The sequence below is a fragment of the Pseudomonas sp. NY15463 genome, assembly GCF_048068415.1.
GTDB lineage: Bacteria > Pseudomonadota > Gammaproteobacteria > Pseudomonadales > Pseudomonadaceae > Aquipseudomonas > Aquipseudomonas mosselii_C.
In genome coordinates this window covers 45,031-64,732 of the sequence record NZ_JBLUQD010000004.1, presented here as the reverse complement: position 1 = coordinate 64,732, position 19,702 = coordinate 45,031, and the positions used below count along the sequence as shown (strand labels likewise).

General features: G+C 62.4%; 10 protein-coding genes. 6 read left to right on the top strand and 4 right to left on the bottom strand.

Annotation, left to right across the window (positions count from 1 at the left end):
- Positions 1–122: 122 nt before the first annotated feature.
- The 3 genes from ACNFIC_RS11060 to ACNFIC_RS11050 form a co-directional block, all read right to left on the bottom strand.
- A complete protein-coding gene (locus tag ACNFIC_RS11060) occupies positions 123–1,892 on the bottom strand; it encodes a protein-disulfide reductase DsbD (RefSeq protein ID WP_416781006.1) in 1,770 nt (589 codons plus the stop codon).
- A gap of 82 nt (positions 1,893–1,974) precedes the next feature.
- The gene (locus ACNFIC_RS11055) at positions 1,975–2,754 is read right to left on the bottom strand and encodes a methyl-accepting chemotaxis protein (protein ID WP_416781169.1); all 780 of its coding nucleotides are present in this window, start codon (positions 2,752–2,754) and stop codon (positions 1,975–1,977) included.
- Positions 2,755–4,089: 1,335 nt separating this feature from the next.
- Positions 4,090–5,706, bottom strand: coding sequence for a diguanylate cyclase (locus ACNFIC_RS11050; RefSeq protein WP_416781005.1), 1,617 nt, complete (start codon positions 5,704–5,706; stop codon positions 4,090–4,092).
- Between the two features lie 247 nt (positions 5,707–5,953).
- On the opposite strand from ACNFIC_RS11050, the gene ACNFIC_RS11045 reads away from it, so the two are divergent.
- From ACNFIC_RS11045 to ACNFIC_RS11025, 5 genes are all read left to right on the top strand, one after another.
- Positions 5,954–7,021, top strand: a complete 1,068-nt coding sequence (locus ACNFIC_RS11045; RefSeq protein WP_416781004.1) for a DUF2333 family protein — start codon at positions 5,954–5,956, stop codon at positions 7,019–7,021.
- 1 nt (position 7,022) lies between these two features.
- Entirely contained in the window at positions 7,023–7,559 is a 537-nt protein-coding gene (locus ACNFIC_RS11040; RefSeq protein WP_416781003.1) for an NUDIX hydrolase, read from the top strand.
- Positions 7,560–7,772: 213 nt separating this feature from the next.
- Positions 7,773–8,144 carry a translation initiation factor Sui1 gene (locus ACNFIC_RS11035; protein WP_138221230.1) on the top strand — a complete coding sequence of 124 codons (372 nt, stop codon included), beginning with the start codon at positions 7,773–7,775 and terminating at the stop codon, positions 8,142–8,144.
- 151 nt (positions 8,145–8,295) lie between these two features.
- Positions 8,296–10,209: an arginine decarboxylase gene (speA, locus tag ACNFIC_RS11030; protein ID WP_138221231.1), complete on the top strand. Its 1,914-nt coding sequence runs from the start codon at positions 8,296–8,298 to the stop codon at positions 10,207–10,209.
- Positions 10,210–10,648: 439 nt separating this feature from the next.
- Positions 10,649–13,204: a glycosyltransferase gene (locus ACNFIC_RS11025; RefSeq protein ID WP_416781002.1), complete on the top strand. Its 2,556-nt coding sequence runs from the start codon at positions 10,649–10,651 to the stop codon at positions 13,202–13,204.
- A gap of 90 nt (positions 13,205–13,294) precedes the next feature.
- On the opposite strand, the gene ACNFIC_RS11020 is transcribed toward ACNFIC_RS11025, so the two are convergent.
- Positions 13,295–14,632, bottom strand: a complete 1,338-nt coding sequence (locus ACNFIC_RS11020) for an MATE family efflux transporter (protein WP_416781001.1) — start codon at positions 14,630–14,632, stop codon at positions 13,295–13,297.
- A gap of 159 nt (positions 14,633–14,791) precedes the next feature.
- On the opposite strand from ACNFIC_RS11020, the gene ACNFIC_RS11015 reads away from it, so the two are divergent.
- Positions 14,792–19,696: an alpha-2-macroglobulin family protein gene (locus ACNFIC_RS11015; RefSeq protein WP_416781000.1), complete on the top strand. Its 4,905-nt coding sequence runs from the start codon at positions 14,792–14,794 to the stop codon at positions 19,694–19,696.
- The last annotated feature ends 6 nt before the right edge of the window (positions 19,697–19,702 follow it).

Here is a 19,702-nt window from a genome sequence, read left to right as displayed (position 1 = left end):
ACCTGCGTCGGGTGTCCAGTTCCCGGCAATAGCCAGCACGATGCCCGAGATTCGCGCAAAATATGTGACCAGATGATTAACTCTGGTCACTTGCAACCAGATTTTTCACCGCCAGGGGGAAGTTATAGACCGAGTTGACCGCGTACGCGTGTCAAAACTTCTGCGAAATCGCCGGCGTTTATCTCGCCTACCACCCGATCGGCGGTTATTTCGCTGCCGTTCGCGGCAAAGAACATCAGTGCCGGCGGGCCGAACAGGCCGTAGCGGTCGAGCAGGGCGCGCTGTTCGGCGTTACTTTGGGTGATATCCAGGCGCAGCAGGCGGAACGTGCCCAGTTGAGATTGGACCTGTTGCGCGTTGAGTACCTCGTGCTCGATGACCTTGCAGCTGATGCACCAGTCGGCATACCAGTCCAGCAGCACCGGCTGGCCCGCCGCCTTGGCTTCGGCCAGCGCGGCGTCGAGGGCGGCGGCGCGGGTGAGGGTCTGCCAGGCGTCGGCCTTGGACGCTGTCTGCGCAGCGGCGCCAGGCGGTGGTGGCAATGGACGCAGCGGATCGCCTTGACCGCTCAGGGCGCCGTACCAGCAGGCCAGGGCATACACCAGCAGCGCCAGGCCTAGCAGTTGCGCCAGGCGCTGGCGCGGGGTTTTCACTACCAGTTCCAGGGCGCCGAGGAACAGCGCTACGCCGGCCGCCAGCAACCCGATCAGCAGCAGTGTGACCGGCCCTGGCAGCACTCGGCTGAGCAGGCCGATGGCCAGACCCAGCAGCAGTACGCCGATAGTATTTTTCACGCTGTTCATCCACGCACCGCTTTTCGGCAGCCAGGCGGCACCGCCGGTGGCGATCAGCAACAGCGGCGCGCCCATGCCCAGGCCCAGGGCGAACAGCTTGAGCGCACCGCCCAGGGCATCACCGCTGGCGCTGATGTACAGCAAGGCGCCGGCCAGCGGCGCCGATACGCACGGCGAGACCAGCAGGCTGGAAAGCACGCCCAGCACTGCGGCGCCCAGCAACGAGCCGCCTTGGGTACGGTTGGCGAGGTTGTCCAGACGGTTGCTCAGCGCCTGCGGCAGCTTGATGTCGAACAGGCCAAACATGGCCAGGGCGAACAGCACGAAGAACGCCGCGAACGGCACCAGTACCCAGGCCGATTGCAGGCGTGCTTGCAGGTTCAACCCGGCACCGAACAGCCCCATCAGCGCACCCAGCACGGCGAAACTCGCTGCCATCGGCAGCACGTATGCCAGCGACAGTGACAGCCCGCGCAGGCCACCGACCTGGCCGCGCAGCACCACGCCGGAGAGGATCGGCAGCATGGGCAGCACGCAGGGCGTGAAGGTCAGGCCGAGGCCGGCGAGAAAGAACAGCAGTAGCGACTTCCAGCTCCAACCCGCTGCGGCCACGCCAGCGGTAGTGCTTGGCGCGCCTTCTCCATCGATGCTCAGGCGCTCGGTTTGTGGTGGGTAGCACAGGCCCTTGTCGGCGCAGCCCTGGTAGCCGACCACCAGGGTGAAGGCGCGGGCGTCGCTGCGTGGCAGTTCGATGTCGAGCACACCGTGGTACACCTCGACGTCGCCGAAGAACTCGTCGTGTTTGGCCTCGCCAGGGGGGATGTTCGGCGCGCCGAGCGTGATGTCCGCAGGCTCGGCTCGGAACTGCAAGCGGTGGCGATAGAGGTAGTAGCCGTCGGTGGCGATGAAGCGCAATTTGACGCTGTGGGCATCGGCCTGCACCAGGCTTAGCTTGAAAGCCTCCTGCACCGGCAGGAAGTCGGCGTTATTGGACAGGGAGGCTGCGCCGAGTGTGGCGCTGGGGCGGTTGTCGAGCAGGCTGCTGGCGAAGGTGGGGCTGGCCAGCAGCAGGAACAGCAGCAGAAACAGGCGGCGCATGGCGGACTCGCGAGGTGGAACCTGGCGGGCATGATAACGGAGTTGGCAGGGCTTGGGGCCCTGCGCCTGACCGGGGGCGGACTCAGAGCCTGAATGCGCGCACCGCCGTATTCAGCTCGCCTCCTAGCTTGAGCAGTTGCTCGCCTTGCTCGCGCCCTTCACCGATGCGTTGCAGGTTGTCGCCGCCGAGTGCGTGAATCCGTTCGCTGTGATCGCGGATCTCGCTCACCGCACCGCTCTGCTGTGCGGTCACGTCGGCGATGCGCACTGCGGTGTCGGCGATGGTTCGAATCGCAGCGACGATCTCGTCGAGCGCGCCGTCGGCCGATTGGGCCTGGTCAGCGGTGGCTTCAGCGTGCTCAAGCTGAGCCCGCATGCCCTGCACCGAGTCGCGCGCCGCCTGCTGCAAACGGTCGATCAGTGCCTGGATCTCGCCGGTGGCACCGGTGGTGCGTTGGGCCAGCGAGCGCACTTCGTCGGCGACCACGGCAAAGCCACGGCCCATTTCGCCGGCCCGTGCCGCTTCGATGGCGGCGTTGAGGGCCAGCAGGTTGGTCTGTTCGGCAATCGAACGGATCACTGTGAGGACGCCGCCGATGGTGGCTGACTCTTCGGCCAGTTGTTCGATCATGCGCGCATTGCCTTGCACCTCGTCCACCAGCGAGCGCAGGCCCGACAGGCTTTGGCCGATCACCGCCTGGCCCTGTTCCACCGCACGGCCGGCATCGCGACTGGCATCGGCAGCGGCGCTGGCATCACCGGCCACTTGCTGAATGGTGGCTTCGAGTTCGCCCAGTGCATCGCGAATCTGCGCGGTATCGCCGGCCTGGCGCTCGGCACCCTCGTGCAGCGCGCTGCTCATGCCCGCCAGGGCGTGGCTGCTGCCTGCGACCTGTTCGGCGTTGTGCCGCAGGGTGCCGACCAGCTCCACCAAGTACTGACGCAGGCGGTTGAGCGAATCCTGGATGTCGTGCAGCTCGCGGTTGGTCTTGCCCAGGGCGATGGGCTGGGCGAAGTCGCCCTCGGCCCAGCGCGACAGGGCCGGTGCCAACCCGGTGAGGGTGCGTGCCAGGCGCCGTTGCAGGGTGTCGATCAACAGGGCGATCAACAGGATCAGTGCGATCATCAATCCCTGCATGATGCGCACCTCGGCGGCGATCTTCGCATGCTGGCCACGAACCTCGGGCTCAAGGCCGGCGATGGCCTGTTGCACCGCGTCCAGCTGTTGGTTGGTGCTGGCGGCCAGCGCAGTGCGCCGCTCGATCTGCTCGCGGGTGCGTTGCAGTTCGGCCGGGTAGCGGTTGAGCAGGCTTTGTAACTCGCGTTTCAGGCCGACCGCGACGTCTTCCTGCTGGCTGCTGCCCTGGGACGCCAGGCCCATCATCGCGGCGAAGTCGTCGGCACTGGATTCGGCGGCGCGGGTCACTCCCAGCAACGGCAGGCTGTCGATCCGTTGGGCCTGGGTGACGATCAGTTGCAGTTCGCGCTCGACCTCGCTGGCCAGCTCGGCGCGGCCACTGCTGACCAGCTTGTCGCGGGCTAGCGACAGGCGCCCCAGGTGCAGCGAGGCATCGAACAGCGGCGCGAGGTAACGCTCGCTCTCGCTGCTGCCGCTGTCTCGGGCGTAGCTGGCCAGTTGTTCGAAATTCGCCCCCAGCTCACGCTCGGCTTGCAGCAGCAGGGCTTGTGGGTCGCCGGCCAGCTTGCCAGCGGCGAGCAGTTCGTTGCCGGTGAAGGCCTGCAGGTTGTCCAGGCTGGGGCGTAGCTTGCCGGCCAGTTCCTCGGGCCAGTCGGCCAGGGCTGTTTGCAAGCGGGTGTTGGCTTCCACCGCTGCCGAATGGCGCAGGGCGTCGCCGCTGCCCAGGTACGCCTGGATATTACGCGCCGCCTCGTTCTGGAACTGCTGGGACAGGCCCAGGTAACGTTCCATCAGCTGATAGGGGCGCTCCAGCGCACGCTGCGACCACCAGAGGGTGGTGCCCAGGGCGATACACACGGTCACCAGCAACAGGGTGTTGAAATTGGTCAGCCACTTCAGGCGCATAGCCGCGAACTTCCTGCGGGGGAGTGGAGAGGTCGGGCCTGAAGTTATTGCTGTTTTATGACGAGGTGATGACGACAGGGGCTTGGCGCCATAAAAAGTGGCACAGTGCCATTTTGGTGGCTTTAGCGGCCTCGCCGGTCCGGCCCCCGAGCGTTACAGGTCGACCCGCACCACGCAGTTGCGTCCTGCATGCTTGGCCCGGTACAGCGCCTCGTCGGCGGCGCTGGCCATGCTCGGTGCATCGAGCTGTTCATCCAGCTGCACCACGCCTGCGCTGAATGTGCATTGCAGGTCATGCGGCTGGGCGGGGTAGTGGATCTCGGCGAACCGTCGACGGATTTCGTCGAGCACCTTATGCGCAGCCTCCAGCGGCGTGTTGGGCATGACGATGGCGAACTCCTCGCCGCCGTAGCGACCTATGAAGTCCGTCTTGCGCAGGCGTTGCTTGAGGAACAACGCCAGGCTCTTGATCACCCGGTCGCCCATAGGGTGGCCGTGGCGGTCGTTGATCTTCTTGAAATGATCGATGTCGAGCATCGCGAAACTCAGCGGCTGCTCTTCGCGGCGTGCACGGAAGCTACAGTCTTCGAGCAGTTGCAGGATGTGCGTATGGTTGTACAGCCCGGTCAGGCTGTCGCGGACCATACGTGCCTTGAGGTGGCGGGCACGGGCCGCACGGTTACGCACGGTGGTGACCAAGTGGCGGGCGCGGATCGGCTTGGTCAGAAAGTCATCGCCACCCTCGCTCATGGCGTCCAGTTGCTTGTCCAGGTCATCCTCGGCCGACAGGTAGATGATCGGCACGCTGACGTAGCGGTCGTTGTGGCGAATCACCTTGGCCAGCTCGGTGCCGGTGCAATCGGGCATGTACATGTCGAGGATGATCAGGTCGGGCTGGAAGTCTGCCAGCTCGCGCATGGTGTGTACCGGCTCGGTGAGGGTGCGGGTGATGATACCGGCACCGTTGAGCAGGCGCTCGGTGTGCAGGGCTTGGGCGCGGGAGTCGTCGATCACCAGCACGCGGAACGGATCGTACTGGGTGGCGCTGGTCAGCAGCTCGACTTTCTCCAGCAGGCTCGAAGCCTCCAGGGTCCCGGTGAGAAACTCCTGGCCGCCGGCGCGTACCGCCGCCAGGCGGGTCAGCGTATCGGTCTCGTGAAGGCTGAAGAACAGCAGTGGGATCGATTGCTCCAGTGCTCGCTGCGCCTGTGCGGCCAGTTGCAGGCCAGCGCCTGGACCGGCGAAGTCGACGTCCATGACAATCGCCGCAGGCAAGCGCTCGCTCATGGAGGCGTGGAATGCTTCGGGGCTGCACAAGGCTTGCACGCTCAGGCCGAAGAACTGCAGTTGCTGGGCCAGGCGTTCTGCGCGGTCATGGTCCTGCAAGACGATATACACCGGCTTGCGCAGCGGTGGCAGTGGCACGTTGTCGAGTTGGTCGCCCTTGCGCAGGCCTGTGCGCGAGAGGCGCTGCATCAGGTTGTTCAGCTCGCCGATGAGTTCTGAATTCAGGCGTGCGCCGTTCGCCTCGATAGCTTGCAGCGTCTGGGCGATGGATTGCGACAGGCTGCAGTGCTGAGGTTGCTCAAAGCGTTCGGCGTAGCGTTGCAGGCGCAGGTTGGCTTCGCACAGCTCGCCCAGGCCGGCACTCGACCACTCGCCGCGCTGCTGGCGTTGCCAGATTTCGAGGATTTGTCGGGCTTGGTGAATGACCCGTTGGGCGAAATGCTGCTTGAGGCGCTCGTGGCTCGGCTCGGCTGGCTGGGTCATGTCCTGACTACTTATTGGAGGAGGGGTGCAGGTTCGATGATGGCTCTATGCTAGCACCGCTTTTCCGGCAAGCGAGTGCCTAGTGTCAACAAAGTGTTCAGGGAGCATTATTCAGTTATTGACCTGTTGGTCGCTTATACGAAAGGCGGCGTCTGCTTTATAGTGCTGGCATTCGGGCTTGCCGTGGCACCCTGACAGCTGTCGGTGGTCCAAGCCCTGAACCGTCGTGAATCTCAAGGACAATGCCATGCTGGACTGGAAAAATCGTGAGGCCAACGCTGAGCCCCGCGAGCGCGCAGAACCCCGTGCCTCAGCCACCCGCAGCTACCTGGGCGGCCTGTGGAGCCGTGCCTTGGGCACGTTGATCGGCTTGTACCTGGTGGTGTGCATCGGCTTAGGCTGGTACTGGAGCGAGGAGCCTGCGCTGTTCCCGGTGCAGCAGAACGCCCAGACTGCCGCTGAGCGCAACGGCCAGCAGATGGTGATCGGCTACACCACCATCGAGACCCTCAAGACCGTCGCGGGCACCCTGCTCGACAAGCCGGGCGGCTACATCTCCAATGACCGTTTCCCGCCAGGCCTGTGGATGGACAACATGCCGAGCTGGGAATATGGCGTGCTGGTCCAGGTGCGTGACCTGTCGCGCGCGCTGCGCAAGGACTTCGCCCGTTCCCAGTCGCAGTCCACCGAAGACGCCGACCTGGCCAAGGCCGAGCCGCGTTTCAACTTCGACAACAAGAGCTGGATCCTGCCGTCGAGTGAGTCGGAGTTCGAAGAGGGCATCAAGTCGCTGACCCGTTACCAGGTCCGCCTGGCCAAGGGCGACCAGGGCGCGATCTTCTACACCCGTGCCGACAACCTCAACAACTGGCTGGGTGATGTCGCCACCCGCCTGGGCTCGCTGTCGCAGCGCCTGTCGGCCAGCGTGGGTCGGGTCAAGCTCAACAGCAACCTGAAGACCGAAACCGTGGTTGCCGGCCAGGCGCCGCAGGTTGACGAGGAAGTGGTCGAAACCCCGTGGTTGCAGATCGACAACGTGTTCTATGAGGCCCGTGGCCAAGCGTGGGCGCTGTCGCACCTGCTGCGTGCCATCGAGGTGGACTTCGCCGATGTGCTGGCGAAAAAGAACGCGACTGTCAGCGTGCGGCAGATCATCCGCGAGCTGGAAGCCTCGCAGGAGGCGCTGTGGAGTCCAATGGTGCTCAACGGCAGCGGCTTTGGCATGTGGGCCAACCACTCGCTGGTCATGGCCAACTACATTTCCCGCGCCAACGCTGCCGTGATCGACCTGCGCCAGCTGCTGTCGCAAGGCTGAGATGCCCATCAACCCCGCCGAGGTCGCGCATCGCGCGGCCTCCGATGCCGAGCTGGTGGCTTGGGTCGACGCGCATGATCAGCTGTTGGGCGCATTGCCCAGGGCTGAACTGCGCGAGCGTGGCCTGATCGGGCGCTGCACGTTCATCCTGTTGTTCAACCGTGCCGGTGAGCTGTGCGTGCACCGCCGCACGCTGAGCAAGGCGCTGTATCCGGGGTATTGGGATGTGGCGGCAGGTGGCATGGTGGGGTATCTGGAAAGCTATGAAGATTCGGCGGCTCGCGAGCTTGAAGAAGAACTGGGTGTGAGTAGCGTGGCGCTGCGCTTTCACGAGAAGTTTCACTTCGACCAGCCGGGCAACCGGCTCTGGTGCGCGGTGTTCTCGGCGGTGTGGGACGGGCCTTTGCGCTTGCAGCCCGAAGAGGTGATGGAGGCGCGGTTCATGCCGGTGGCCCAAGCCCAGCAGGAGAGCGCGCGCTTGCCGTATTGCCCGGACTCGCTGGTGGCCTTGCAGCGCTACCTCGCCAATACCGTGTAGGCGCACGGCTTGGGCGATAAGCCGATGAGGTCGCTAAACCTGCGCAAAATGCCGCAATCCGGTACTTAGCAACCGGCGGATTTATCGTTACACTGCGCGCCCTTTTCGGGCTGTCGCAAGATCTTGCGGCAGTAGCGCCGCCCCTGCCAGAGTGGGGCTTCGCGGTCGGCTCCCGTCGACCAGTTTTTTTGTCCTCGGCAAAGAGGAACAAAAGTGTCCAAGAAAGCTTCTTCCTTCGCCGCCCTTGGCGGTCTGGTCTATTCCACCGATGCCGGTCGGCACTGTCCTGACTGTAGCAAGCCGGTGGATGCCTGTGTGTGCAAGCAGCAGTTCGTCGCCGAAGGTGATGGTATCGCGCGCGTGCGCCGTGAAAGCAAGGGCCGTGGCGGCAAGACCGTCACCACCATTAGCGGTGTGCCGCTGCCCCTTGACCAGCTCAAGGAACTCGCCAGCACGCTCAAGCGCCGCTGCGGCACCGGTGGCGCGCTCAAGGATGGGGTCATCGAGATCCAAGGCGACCATGTCGAGTTGCTCCTCGGCGAGCTGATCAAACAGGGTTTCAAGGCGAAAAAGTCCGGCGGCTGAGGCCGTGACGCGATTTTTTGCCCAGCGCTTTCTAAACTCGTTTCCGTGCACGGGGTCTACCACCGGGCATGGACGAATCGTCATTTTCAGCTTCTACACTGCGCCCGCCCACTGCTGGGCAGTGTCTTCGACTTATCAATGGGGGACGTGAATGTCCGTACGACGCACACGCAAAGACGATGGTAGCCAGTGGACCGTGGCCGACAGCCGTAGTGTTTATGGCATCCGCCATTGGGGCGCAGGTTATTTCGCCATCAATGACGCCGGGCGCGTCGAAGTGCGCCCCAACGGTCCGGGCAGCGCCCCGATCGACCTTTTCGAGCAGGTTCAGGAGCTGCGCCAAAGCGGCCTGTCGCTGCCGTTGCTGGTGCGTTTCCCGGACATCTTGCAAGACCGCGTACGCCAGCTGACCGGCGCCTTCGACGCCAATATCGCGCGGCTTGAGTACCAGAGCCAGTACACCGCGCTGTATCCGATCAAGGTCAACCAGCAAGAAGCGGTGGTGGAGAACATCATCGCCACCCAGAACGTTTCCATCGGCCTGGAAGCCGGCTCCAAGCCCGAGCTGCTCGCCGTGCTGGCGCTGGCGCCCAAAGGCGGCACCATCGTTTGTAACGGCTACAAGGATCGCGAGTTTATCCGCCTGGCACTGATGGGCCAGAAGCTGGGCCATAACGTATTCATCGTCATCGAGAAAGAGTCCGAAGTGGCCTTGGTGATCGAAGAAGCCGCAGAGCTGAAGGTCAAGCCGCAGGTGGGCCTGCGCGTGCGCCTGTCGTCGTTGGCCTCGAGCAAGTGGGCCGACACCGGGGGTGAAAAGTCCAAGTTCGGCCTGTCTGCCGCGCAGCTGATTTCGGTGGTGCAGCGCTTCCGTGACGCTGGGCTCGACCAAGGCATCCGCCTGCTGCACTTCCATATGGGTTCGCAGATCGCCAACCTGGCCGACTACCAGCACGGCTTCAAGGAAGCCATTCGCTACTACGGTGAACTGCGCGCGTTGGGCCTGCCGGTGGACCATATCGACGTTGGTGGCGGCCTGGGCGTGGACTACGACGGTACCCACTCGCGCAACGCCAGCTCGATCAACTACGACATGGACGACTACGCCGGCGTGGTGGTGGGCATGCTCAAGGAGTTCTGCGACGCGCAGGGCCTGCCGCACCCGCACATCTTCTCCGAGAGTGGCCGCTCGCTGACCGCGCACCACGCCATGCTGGTGATCCAGGTGACCGACGTCGAAAGCCACAACGACGAAGTGCCGGTGATCGAGAACAAGCAAAGCCTGCCCGAGACCGTACAGTGGCTGGCCGACCTGCTCGGCCCGACCGACATTGAGATGGTCACCGAGACCTACTGGCGCGCCACCCACTACATGGGCGACGTGGCAGCGCAGTACGCCGACGGCAAGATCAGCCTGTCCGAGAAGGCCCTGGCCGAGCAGTGCTACTTCGCCGTGTGCCGCCGCCTGCACAACTCGCTCAAGGCCCGCCAGCGCTCGCACCGCCAGGTGCTGGACGAACTCAACGACAAGCTGGCCGACAAGTACATCTGCAACTTCTCGGTGTTCCAGAGCCTGCCCGATACCTGGGCGATTGGCCAGGTGCTGCCGATCATCCCGCTGCACCGCCTGGACGAAGAACCGATGCGTCGCGCGGTGCTGCAGGACCTGACCTGCGACTCCGACGGCAAGATCAACCAGTATGTCGATGAGCAGAGCATCGAGACGAGCATGCCGGTGCATGCGGTGAAGGTCGGCGATGATTATCTGTTGGGTGTGTTCCTGGTGGGCGCGTATCAGGAAATCCTCGGCGACATGCACAACCTGTTCGGTGACACCGACTCGGTGAACATCTACCAGAATGCCGACGGCAGCGTGTACCACGCCGGTATCGAGACCCACGACACCATCGAGGACATGCTGCGCTACGTGCACCTGTCGCCGGAGGAGTTGATGACCCACTACCGCGACAAGGTCGCCAGCGCCAAGATCAGCGCCCGCGAACGCACCCAGTTCCTGGATGCGCTGCGGTTGGGGTTGACGCGGTCTTCGTACTTGTCTTCTTGAGCGAGTAAGCCAGGATTTTCATCATCCCGGCTTACTTGAATGGTAGGGGCCTGCGATCAGCGGGATCTGGATTTTGGAAACGCTCACCACCTGTGGTCTTGTTGACCGTGGGTGGTGATCCACAAACACACCGATAGCTGCCCGCAGAGACAACCCCTCTTCTACCTCCTGCCGAATGAGTCGTTACCATCAGCGTTGATGGCTGACTAAGTTCACTGATTGTCTTCTTTTCATCGTTTTCAACGCGTTCCTGCACCGTGCAATCATTTAAGGCAACCGCCGAGCGCTATGTTCAATTGTCAACTGGCAAAAATGTCAGCTGTGTGAGTAGTCGTACAAGGTCATGATCACTCTCAGTGATGCCTTAACGTCGAATCACTTGAGCATGTCACGACGGGAAGCGCTGTTCTGCTTCTGCGCCTAGATAATGAGGTGTGAGATGAGTGTGATGCAGTGGGGGGTTCTTATCAATGGAACAGCGCTATTTTCGGTGCTCATCTTCAAAGTGTTGCTGCAGGCCCGCAAGGTAAAAGACATCCCGCCGATGCATCCTATTGAGAGTGCTTCCTATACGCCGTATTCAAACAGTCGCTCCTTTCAACGGCGCAAGCGGGTAACACTCAAGCAAGTCATTCGCGAGTTGACTGTGCTCAGTCGCTATCTGCCGCACATTCGAACTTACTCGGTTTCCGGTGCTCAGGCATGGATACCACGTATCGCGGGTTTGTTGGGCATGAAGGTCAGTTTGGGTGTCTGGATTTGTGATGATGAAAGAAAAAATTCAATGGAGATTGCTAGGGCAGCAGTGATCTTGCGTAGGTGCAATAACATTGTGCGGGTCGTGGTGGGGAATGAAGTTTTATTCAGGCATGATATGCCATTGAGGCGGCTCAAGGAATACATACATGAGGTGAAGTTGTTAACAGGGCTTCCGGTGACGACAGCGGAACTTTGGCACATATGGTTGAGTCATCCCTCCTTGGCCGACTGCGTAGATGAAATTACCATACATATACTTCCCTTTTGGGAAGGGGTTAACCTTGCTGAGGCTGTGAACCACACGGTGAGCGCGGTGGATAAGGTGAGTTCAGCATTTCCGGGGCGCAAGATCTATGTCGGCGAAGTGGGATGGCCCTCTGGCGGGCATGCGCTGAATACAATGCCTGCCGATGAATATCAGCAGGCGGAGTATATTAGAGGTGTGGTCAGTCAATTCAAGAATATGGGGGTGGATTACAATGTGATAGAAGCATTTGATCAGCGCTGGAAACGCTCGGAAGGCACGGTGGGCCGGCATTGGGGGATGTTCAAAAGTAACGGGAAGGTGAAGTTTGCGCTCGGCGGAAAGACCTCAGTCCCTGTTAAAGGGGGTCATGTATTTCTGTACGAATTCTGTAGAGGCGCGCTAGGTAGAAAACTATTACTGTGCAGCGGGCTAGCCATTCTGCTTGCGCTTGCCGAAAGGGTATGGCTTGAGCTTTCACCTTTGTCTCCGGCCTATCAGCTGGTTGCGACCGGTGTATGGTGCGTGTGGTGCATCAGCGTGCTCTTGATTTCGCTACACGAAACAGTCGACGGGTACTTGATGCCACGGAACAATAGTCTTTTTTCACCGCTTGAAGGCGAGGGACGAGGTTCTTATAAAGTCGCTATTCACATCCCGTGCAGCAATGAGCCGCCCACGATGGTGAACGATACACTGTCTCGAATCAGTGAGCTGTTTCACGGGGATTATGAAGTTCATGTCATTGACAACAATACCGACCATGCGAGTTTCTGGGAGCCGGTGCAAGCACACTGTCTTGCCTTGGGGGATAAGTTTAATTTTTGGCGGGTTGAGAAGATTTCCGGTAATAAGGGTGGGGCATTGAATTTCTTGTTGGGGAAGACGTCTGAGGACGTTGATGTCATTGCTGTGGTTGATTCGGACTATCAGATCGAGCAAGACTGGCTAGGGCTGACTTCTCTGTTTGATGACCCCGAGATTGCTGTTCTGCAGTCGCCGCAGGATTATCGCGACCAAGTTTCGCTGTTCAAAAGGTTGTGCTATTACGAATATAAGAGTTTCTTCAATGTCGGTATGCCGATTCGAAATAATTTTAATGCCATCATCCTCCATGGCACCATGACGTTGATCCGCGCGCGTGTACTGAGGGCGCTCCGATGGTCGGAGCAGTGTGTCTGTGAGGATGCCGAGCTTGGCTTGAGAATTCTTCAACAGGGGCACAAGATGAGGTATATCCCGGTTTCTTACGGGAAGGGCTTGATGCCGGATAGTTTTAATGACTACAAGCGCCAACGTTTCCGTTGGGTGAGGGGCGCAGTGCAGATCCTGATGGGACATGCAAAAGCGATTTTTCGAAAAAATGAACAGCTCTCGTGGGCGCAGCGCTATCAATTCATCATCGGATGGACGCATTGGCTGTCCCAAGCGGGAGGACTCTTGATGACCAGTGCGCTTATTGCATGGTCGGCTCTTTCCCTGTTGGCACCTCCGGGCGTGTCTTCCTACCCACTGCTTATATCGAGCTCACTGGTCCTGGCCTTTGTGGTTACGCTTTTAGCTCAAATGGTCTTGTATGTACGTTACAGTCCGGATGGTACTTACAATGCGTGGCTGTCGATTCTTGCAAGTCATGCGTTGAACCATATCGTCGCACAGGCGGTGTTTTATTCACTGTGGTCGAAGTCAACCAGGTTTGTCGTGACCCCCAAACAGACGGCTGGCAGTTCGCTAGGAAAAGTGCTGAGTAGCTGTGCGGGAGAGGCGTTGTTATTGGCCATGCTGATCGTTTGTGCATTACTGGTCATGTGCTCGTCAACACTGACATTGTCCTCGGTAGTGTGGAGCGTGATGTTGATTACTCGCAGTTTTCCTTATGGGGCTGCATTGTTCATGGCGTATTTATCAGCGGCAGCGAAGCGACCTGAGACGGGGCTGGGCAGCCACAACAACATTTTGAACGATTGCGATACCAAGACCAGCCTGCCGTAGCGCCCTTGGACCACCCTGGACTTGGTGATGTGCAGGACATTTCATAACGATCAGGCATCGCTCAGGGGCCCTTTTAACTATTGATGATGTCTACGTGAGCCACAAGCCGCGATTTTTAAGCCGCCAAGCCACCCACCCCAGCGTCGCCGCCCGCAGTGCCATGAACCCAAGGAACGCCACCCACAACCCGTGGTTGCCGAACCTGCTCAGCCCCAACGCAAAGGGCAGGGCGATCAGCACCGACACCAGCATCGCATTGCGCATCTCGCGTGCCCGGGTGGCGCCGATGAACAGCCCGTCCAGCAGATAACTCCACACCGCGATCAGCGGCAGCAGCGCCAGGTAGGGCAGGTACGGATACGCCGCCGCGCGCACGCTGGCGATGTCGGTTTGCAGGTCGATGAACAGATGGCCGCCCAGCAGGAACAGCGCCGCAAACCCAAGGCTTACGATCAGCGACCAGCCAAACGACACCACCAGTGCCCGCCGCAGCGATTCACCTTCACGTGCGCCGATGGCATGCCCGCACAGCGCCTCGACCGCATGGGCCAAGCCATCCAGGGCATAGGCGGTCAGCAGCAAGCCGTTGAGCAGCAGCGCGTTGGCCGCCACCGTGGCCTCGCCGATACGTGCGCCCTGCACGGCGATCAGCAGGAACACCAGCTGTAGCGCCAGGCTACGCAGGAAGATGTCGCGGTTCACCGACAGCAGTGGCCGCCAGCTTTGCCAATGGCTCAAGGCCGACCAGACGATCTGCCCCGGATAGGCGCGCAGGGCTGGGCGAGTCAGCGCCAGGCCCAGCAGCGCCGCGCTCCACTCGGCGATCACCGAGGCTCGCGCAGAGCCCACCACGCCCCAATCCAGGCCGAGCACGAACCACAAGTTCAAGGCGATGTTGAGCAGGTTGGTGGTCAGCAGGATCACCAGTGGTGCGCGGGCATTCTGGGTGCCGAGGAACCATCCCACCAGGGCATAGCTGGCCAGCGCCGCCGGCAGCCCGAGCAGGCGCGTGTGAAAGAACGCTTCGGTAGAGGTGTGCAACGCCTCGCTCGGCTGCATTGCATGCAGGGCCAGTTGGCTGAAGGGCAGGGCCAGCAGGCCGATCAGCACGGCGAAGCCCAGCGCCAATAGCAGCCCCTGCACCAGTACCTGGCGCAATGCCGCGCCATCGGCGCGACCAGCTGCCTGGGCGGCGAAACCGGTGGAGCCCATGCGCAGGAAACCCATCAGCCCGACCATGAAGGTGAACAGCGTGGCACCTACCGCCACGGCCCCCAACTGGTGGGCGTGGGGCAGGTGGCCGATGACCGTGCTGTCGACCAGTGCCACCAGCGGCACCGAGACATTCGACAGGATCATCGGCGCGGCCAGGCCCCAGACCTTGCGGTGGGTGGGGCGGTGGTGCCAGGCGGTGGACAGTGACGGCATGTGGGCTCCAGTGGGGTGCGATTGCGAAATCATTGTACCGATCAGGCAACCCATTCGCGCGAACCGGGTCTCACCTGCCACGCATCGCCAGGTAAGCCGAACGGTCTTGCGCTATAGTTGGTGCCCTTACGTACACGCTGCCGAAGAGTTCATTCTCAAATGCTCAACAAAGGATTGTTGCTGGCCTGCGCGCTGGCCCTGCTCAGTGCCTGTGATTCCTCCAACCAGGACAAACCACCGGCACAGGTCGACAAGCCGGTGGCCGCTGCGAGCGCTGAAAAACCGGCCGCCAGGCGTGAGGATCCGGCTGTGCTCGCCAAGCGCTATGCCGGGCGCGAACTCACCGTGGTGGATGTCTCGGAGGTGCAGCTCGATGGCGCCAGCACCCTGTCGGTGAGCCTCTCGGCACCGCTGGACGCCAATCAGGACTTCGCCGCCAAGCTGCACCTGGTAGACACCGTCAAAGGCAAGGTCGACGGCGCCTGGGAACTCTCCGACAACCAGATGGAGCTGCGCCTGCGCCACCTGGAGCCGCAACGCAAGATGGTCCTGACCATCGACAAGGGCTTGCTGTCGGTCAATGGCAACAGCCTTGAGGCCGAGTCCGTCAGCCGTTTCGAAACCCGCGATATGCAGCCCACCGTGGGCTTCGCCAGCCGTGGCTCGCTGTTGCCCACCCGCCTGGCCGAAGGCCTTCCGGTGATCGCACTGAACGTCGACAAGGTCGATGTAGAGTTCTTCCGGGTCAAGCCCGACATGCTCTCCACGTTCCTGGCCAATTGGGGGCGCAACTCCAGCTTGTACTACTACCAGTCGCAGGAGACCCTGGCGATGGCCGAGCTGGTCTATAGCGGCCGCTTCGACCTGAACCCTGCGCGCAATACCCGCGAGACGGTGCTGTTGCCGATCGCGGGGATCAAGCCCCTGCAAGAACCTGGCGTGTACCTGGCGGTGATGCGTGCCTCGGGCACCTACGACTATTCGCAGCCGGCGACGCTGTTCACCCTGAGCGATATCGGCCTGTCCGCGCACCGCTACCGCGACCGTCTGGACGTGTTCGCCCAAGCCCTGGAAGGCGGCAAGGCACTCAAGGACGTCACCCTCGAACTGCATGATGACAAGGGCAAGCTGCTGGCCCAGGCCAAGACCGATGGCGACGGCCACGCCCAACTGCCAATCACGGCCAAGGCCGATACCCTGATCGCCACGCAAGGCGTGCACACGACCCTGCTGCGCTTGAACACTGCGGCCCTGGACCTGGCCGAATTCGACATCACCGGCCCCCAGGCCAACCCGTTGCAGTTCTTCATCTTTGGCCCGCGTGACCTGTATCGACCGGGCGAAACGGTGCTGCTCAATGGCCTGCTGCGCGATCAGGACGGCAAGCCGCTCAAGGCCCAGCCAGTGAACGTCGAGGTGCGTCGCCCCGACGAGCAGGTCAGCCGCAAGTTCGTCTGGGAAGCTGACGCCAACGGCTTGTTCCAATACCAATTGCAGCTGGCTAGCGAAGCGCCGACCGGCCGCTGGCAGTTGCTGCTGGACCTGGGCGGTGGCCGCAAGCAGGTGTACGAATTCCTCGTCGAGGACTTCCTGCCCGAGCGCCTGGCGCTGGAACTCAAAGGCCGCGACACGCCGCTGTCGCCCGAGGACACCGCGACTATCCAGGTCAATGGCCGCTACCTCTATGGCGCCCCCGCAGCTGGCAATCGCCTCAGCGGCCAAGCCTACGTACGCCCACTGCGCGAGGCCGTCAAGGCGTTGCCGGGCTATCAGTTCGGCGCCGTCACCGAAACCGATCTGGCCCAGGACCTGGAGCTGGATGAAGTGACCCTCGACCAGGCCGGTAAGGCTCGCATCGACATCGAAAGCCGCTGGAGCGAAGCGCGTTCGCCGCTGCAACTGACCGTACAGGCCAGCTTGCAGGAATCCGGTGGCCGGCCGATCACCCGTCGTCTGGATCAGCCAATCTGGCCGGCTGAGCGTTTGCCGGGCTTGCGTGGCCTGTTCGACGGTGACGAGACCGACGGTGATGGCCCGGTGGAGTTCGAGTTCCTGGTGGCCGACCGCGATGGCAACAAGCTGGCCGCCGACAACCTCAAGGTGCGGTTGATCCGCGAGCGCCGCGACTACTACTGGAACTACTCGCAAAGCGACGGCTGGAGCTACAACTACAACGAGAAATTCCTCACCCAGAACGAGGAAACGCTCAGCGTGAAAGCCGGCTCCACTGCCAAGCTGAACTTCCAGGTGGAATGGGGCCCCTACCGCGTCGAGGTCGAAGACCCGCAGACCGGGCTGGTTTCCAGTGCGCGGTTCTGGGCCGGCTATCGTGCCCAGGACAACGCCGAAGGCGGCGCCGTGCGCCCCGACCAGGTCAAAATCGCCCTGGACAAACCGGCCTACACCGATGGCGCCAGCGCCAAGGTCACCGTCACTCCGCCTGCTGCTGGCAGTGGCTACCTGATGGTCGAGTCCGCTGACGGCCCGCTGTGGTGGCAGGAGATCGACGTCCCGGCCGAGGGCAAGACCTTCGATGTACAGTTGGACAAACAGTGGGCGCGCCACGACCTGTACATCAGTGCCCTGGTGATTCGCCCTGGCGAGCGCAAGGCCAACGCTACCCCCAAACGCGCCGTGGGCGTGTTGCACCTGCCGTTGGACCGTGCTGAACGCAAGCTCGCCGTGACCCTGCAGGCGCCGGAGAAAATGCGCCCTAAACAGCCATTGACGGTGAAGTTCAAGGCGGCCAACGCTGACGGCAGCGTGCCCAAGCAAGTCCATGTGCTGCTCTCGGCGGTGGACGTCGGCATTCTCAACATCACCGACTTCAAGACCCCCGACCCGTTCGCCAGCCTGTTCGGGCGTAAAGCGTATGGGGCCGACCAGTTGGACATTTACGGCCAACTGATCGAGGCCGGCCAGGGCCGCCTGGCGAGCCTGGCCTTCGGTGGTGACGCGGCCATGGCCAAGGGCGGCAAGCGCCCCAACACCACGGTGACTATCGTTGCCCAGCAGAGCCTGCCGGTGACCCTTGATGACAAGGGCGAAGGCCAAGCTACGGTCGACATTCCCGACTTCAACGGCGAACTGCGGCTGATGGCGCAGGCCTGGACCGACGAGCACTTCGGCATGGCCGAGGGCAAGACCGTGGTCGCCGCGCCGCTGATCGCCGAGCTGTCGGCACCGCGCTTCCTGGCCGGTGGCGACCGCACCCAGCTGGCGCTGGACCTTGCCAACCTGTCAGGCCGTGCCCAGCAACTGAGCGTGCAACTGGGCACCGAAGGCCAGCTGTCGCTGGTCGGCGGCGCGCAGCAGAGCATCGCCCTTGGTGCGGGCCAGCGCAGCACGCTGATGATCCCGGTGCAGGCCCAGGGCGGCCTGGGCCAGGGCAAGGTCCGCGTGCAGGTCAGTGGCTTGCAATTGCCTGGCGAGCCAACCCAGGTCTTCTCGCGTGAGTGGACCCTGGGCGTGCGCCCGGCCTACCCGGCGATGCTCAAGCACTACCGTGTGGCCTTGAAGGACCAGCCCTGGAGTCTGCCTGAAAGCGATCTGGCCGAATTCGAACCGGCTGGGCTTGAAGCCAGCCTGGCGCTGTCGAGTCGTCCGCCGCTGAACCTCGCCGAGCAGATCCGCGCGCTGGAGGCCTACCCCTACGGTTGCCTGGAGCAGACCACCAGTGGCCTGTACCCATCGTTGTATGCCGACGCTGAGACTCTCAAACGCCTGGGTATCAAGGGCGAGCCCGCCGAGGTGCGCAAGCGCAAGATCGAAATGGGCATCGAGCACCTGCTAGGCATGCAGCGCTACAACGGCAGCTTTGGTCTGTGGAGTTCGGACAGCGAAGAAGAATACTGGCTGACGGCCTATGTCACCGACTTCCTGCTGCGCGCCCGTGAGCAAGGTTATGGCGTACCCGCCGACGCGCTGAAAAAAGCCAGCGAGCGCCTGTTGCGCTACGTGCAAGAGCGCAACCTGATTGAGGTGGACTACAGCCAGGACGCCGACCACACCCGCTTTGCCGTGCAGGCGTACGCAGCGCTAGTGCTCGCGCGTAGCCAGCAGGCGCCGCTCGGTGCCTTGCGCAGCCTGTTCGAGCGCCGCAGCGATGCGCGCTCGGGCCTGCCGCTGGTACAGCTGGCGGTAGCGCTGGACAAGATGGGCGACAAACCGCGTGCGCAGCAGGCGTTGCAGGCAGGGCTTACGGTCAGCCGCAGCGCAGGCTGGATGGCCGACTACGGCAGTGCCCTGCGTGACCAGGCGTTGATCCTGGCGCTATTGCAGGAAAACAGCCTCGCCGCAGGCCAGGTCGACCAACGTTTGTTTGCCCTGTCGGATGAACTGGCGGCCAACCGCTGGCTGTCCACGCAAGAGCGCAACGCGCTGTTCCTGGCCGGTCGCGGTCTGCTCGGCAAGCCCGAGGGCAACTGGAAGGCGCGTCTGGATAGCGCGGGCGAGATTCGCGAATTCGACAACAGTGATTCGGGGATGAAGCTCGAAGGTTCGTTGCTGGCCTCGCCGTTGACCGTACAGAACCAAGGCAGCGATACGCTGTACCAGCAATTGACGCTGTCTGGCTATCCGCGCCAGGCCCCGGCTGCCAGTGGCAATGGCATGGAGATCCGCCGCGAGTACCTGGGCATGAACGGTCAGGCGCTGGATCTGGGTAACCTGCGCAGTGGCGAGCTGGTGCTGGTGCACCTGGCGCTCAAGGCAAAAGACCCGGTGCCCGACGCTTTGGTGGTCGACCTGCTGCCAGCCGGCCTGGAGCTTGAGAACCAGAACCTGGCGCAGAGTGCTGCCAGCCTGGATAACGCCAGCAGCGCGGTGAAGCAGTGGCGCGAGTCGATGCAGAATGCAAGCGTAGTGCACCAGGAGTACCGCGATGATCGCTACGTCGCTGCACTCAAGCTGGACAGCTATGGCACCACGCACCTGCTGTACCTGGCCCGTGCGGTTACCCCAGGCAGCTACCGCATCCCGCCGCCGCAGGTCGAGTCGATGTATCGGCCGAACCTGCAAGCGGTTGGCGCGAGCCAAGGAGAAATGACCGTGCGTGCCCGCTGAGCAAGC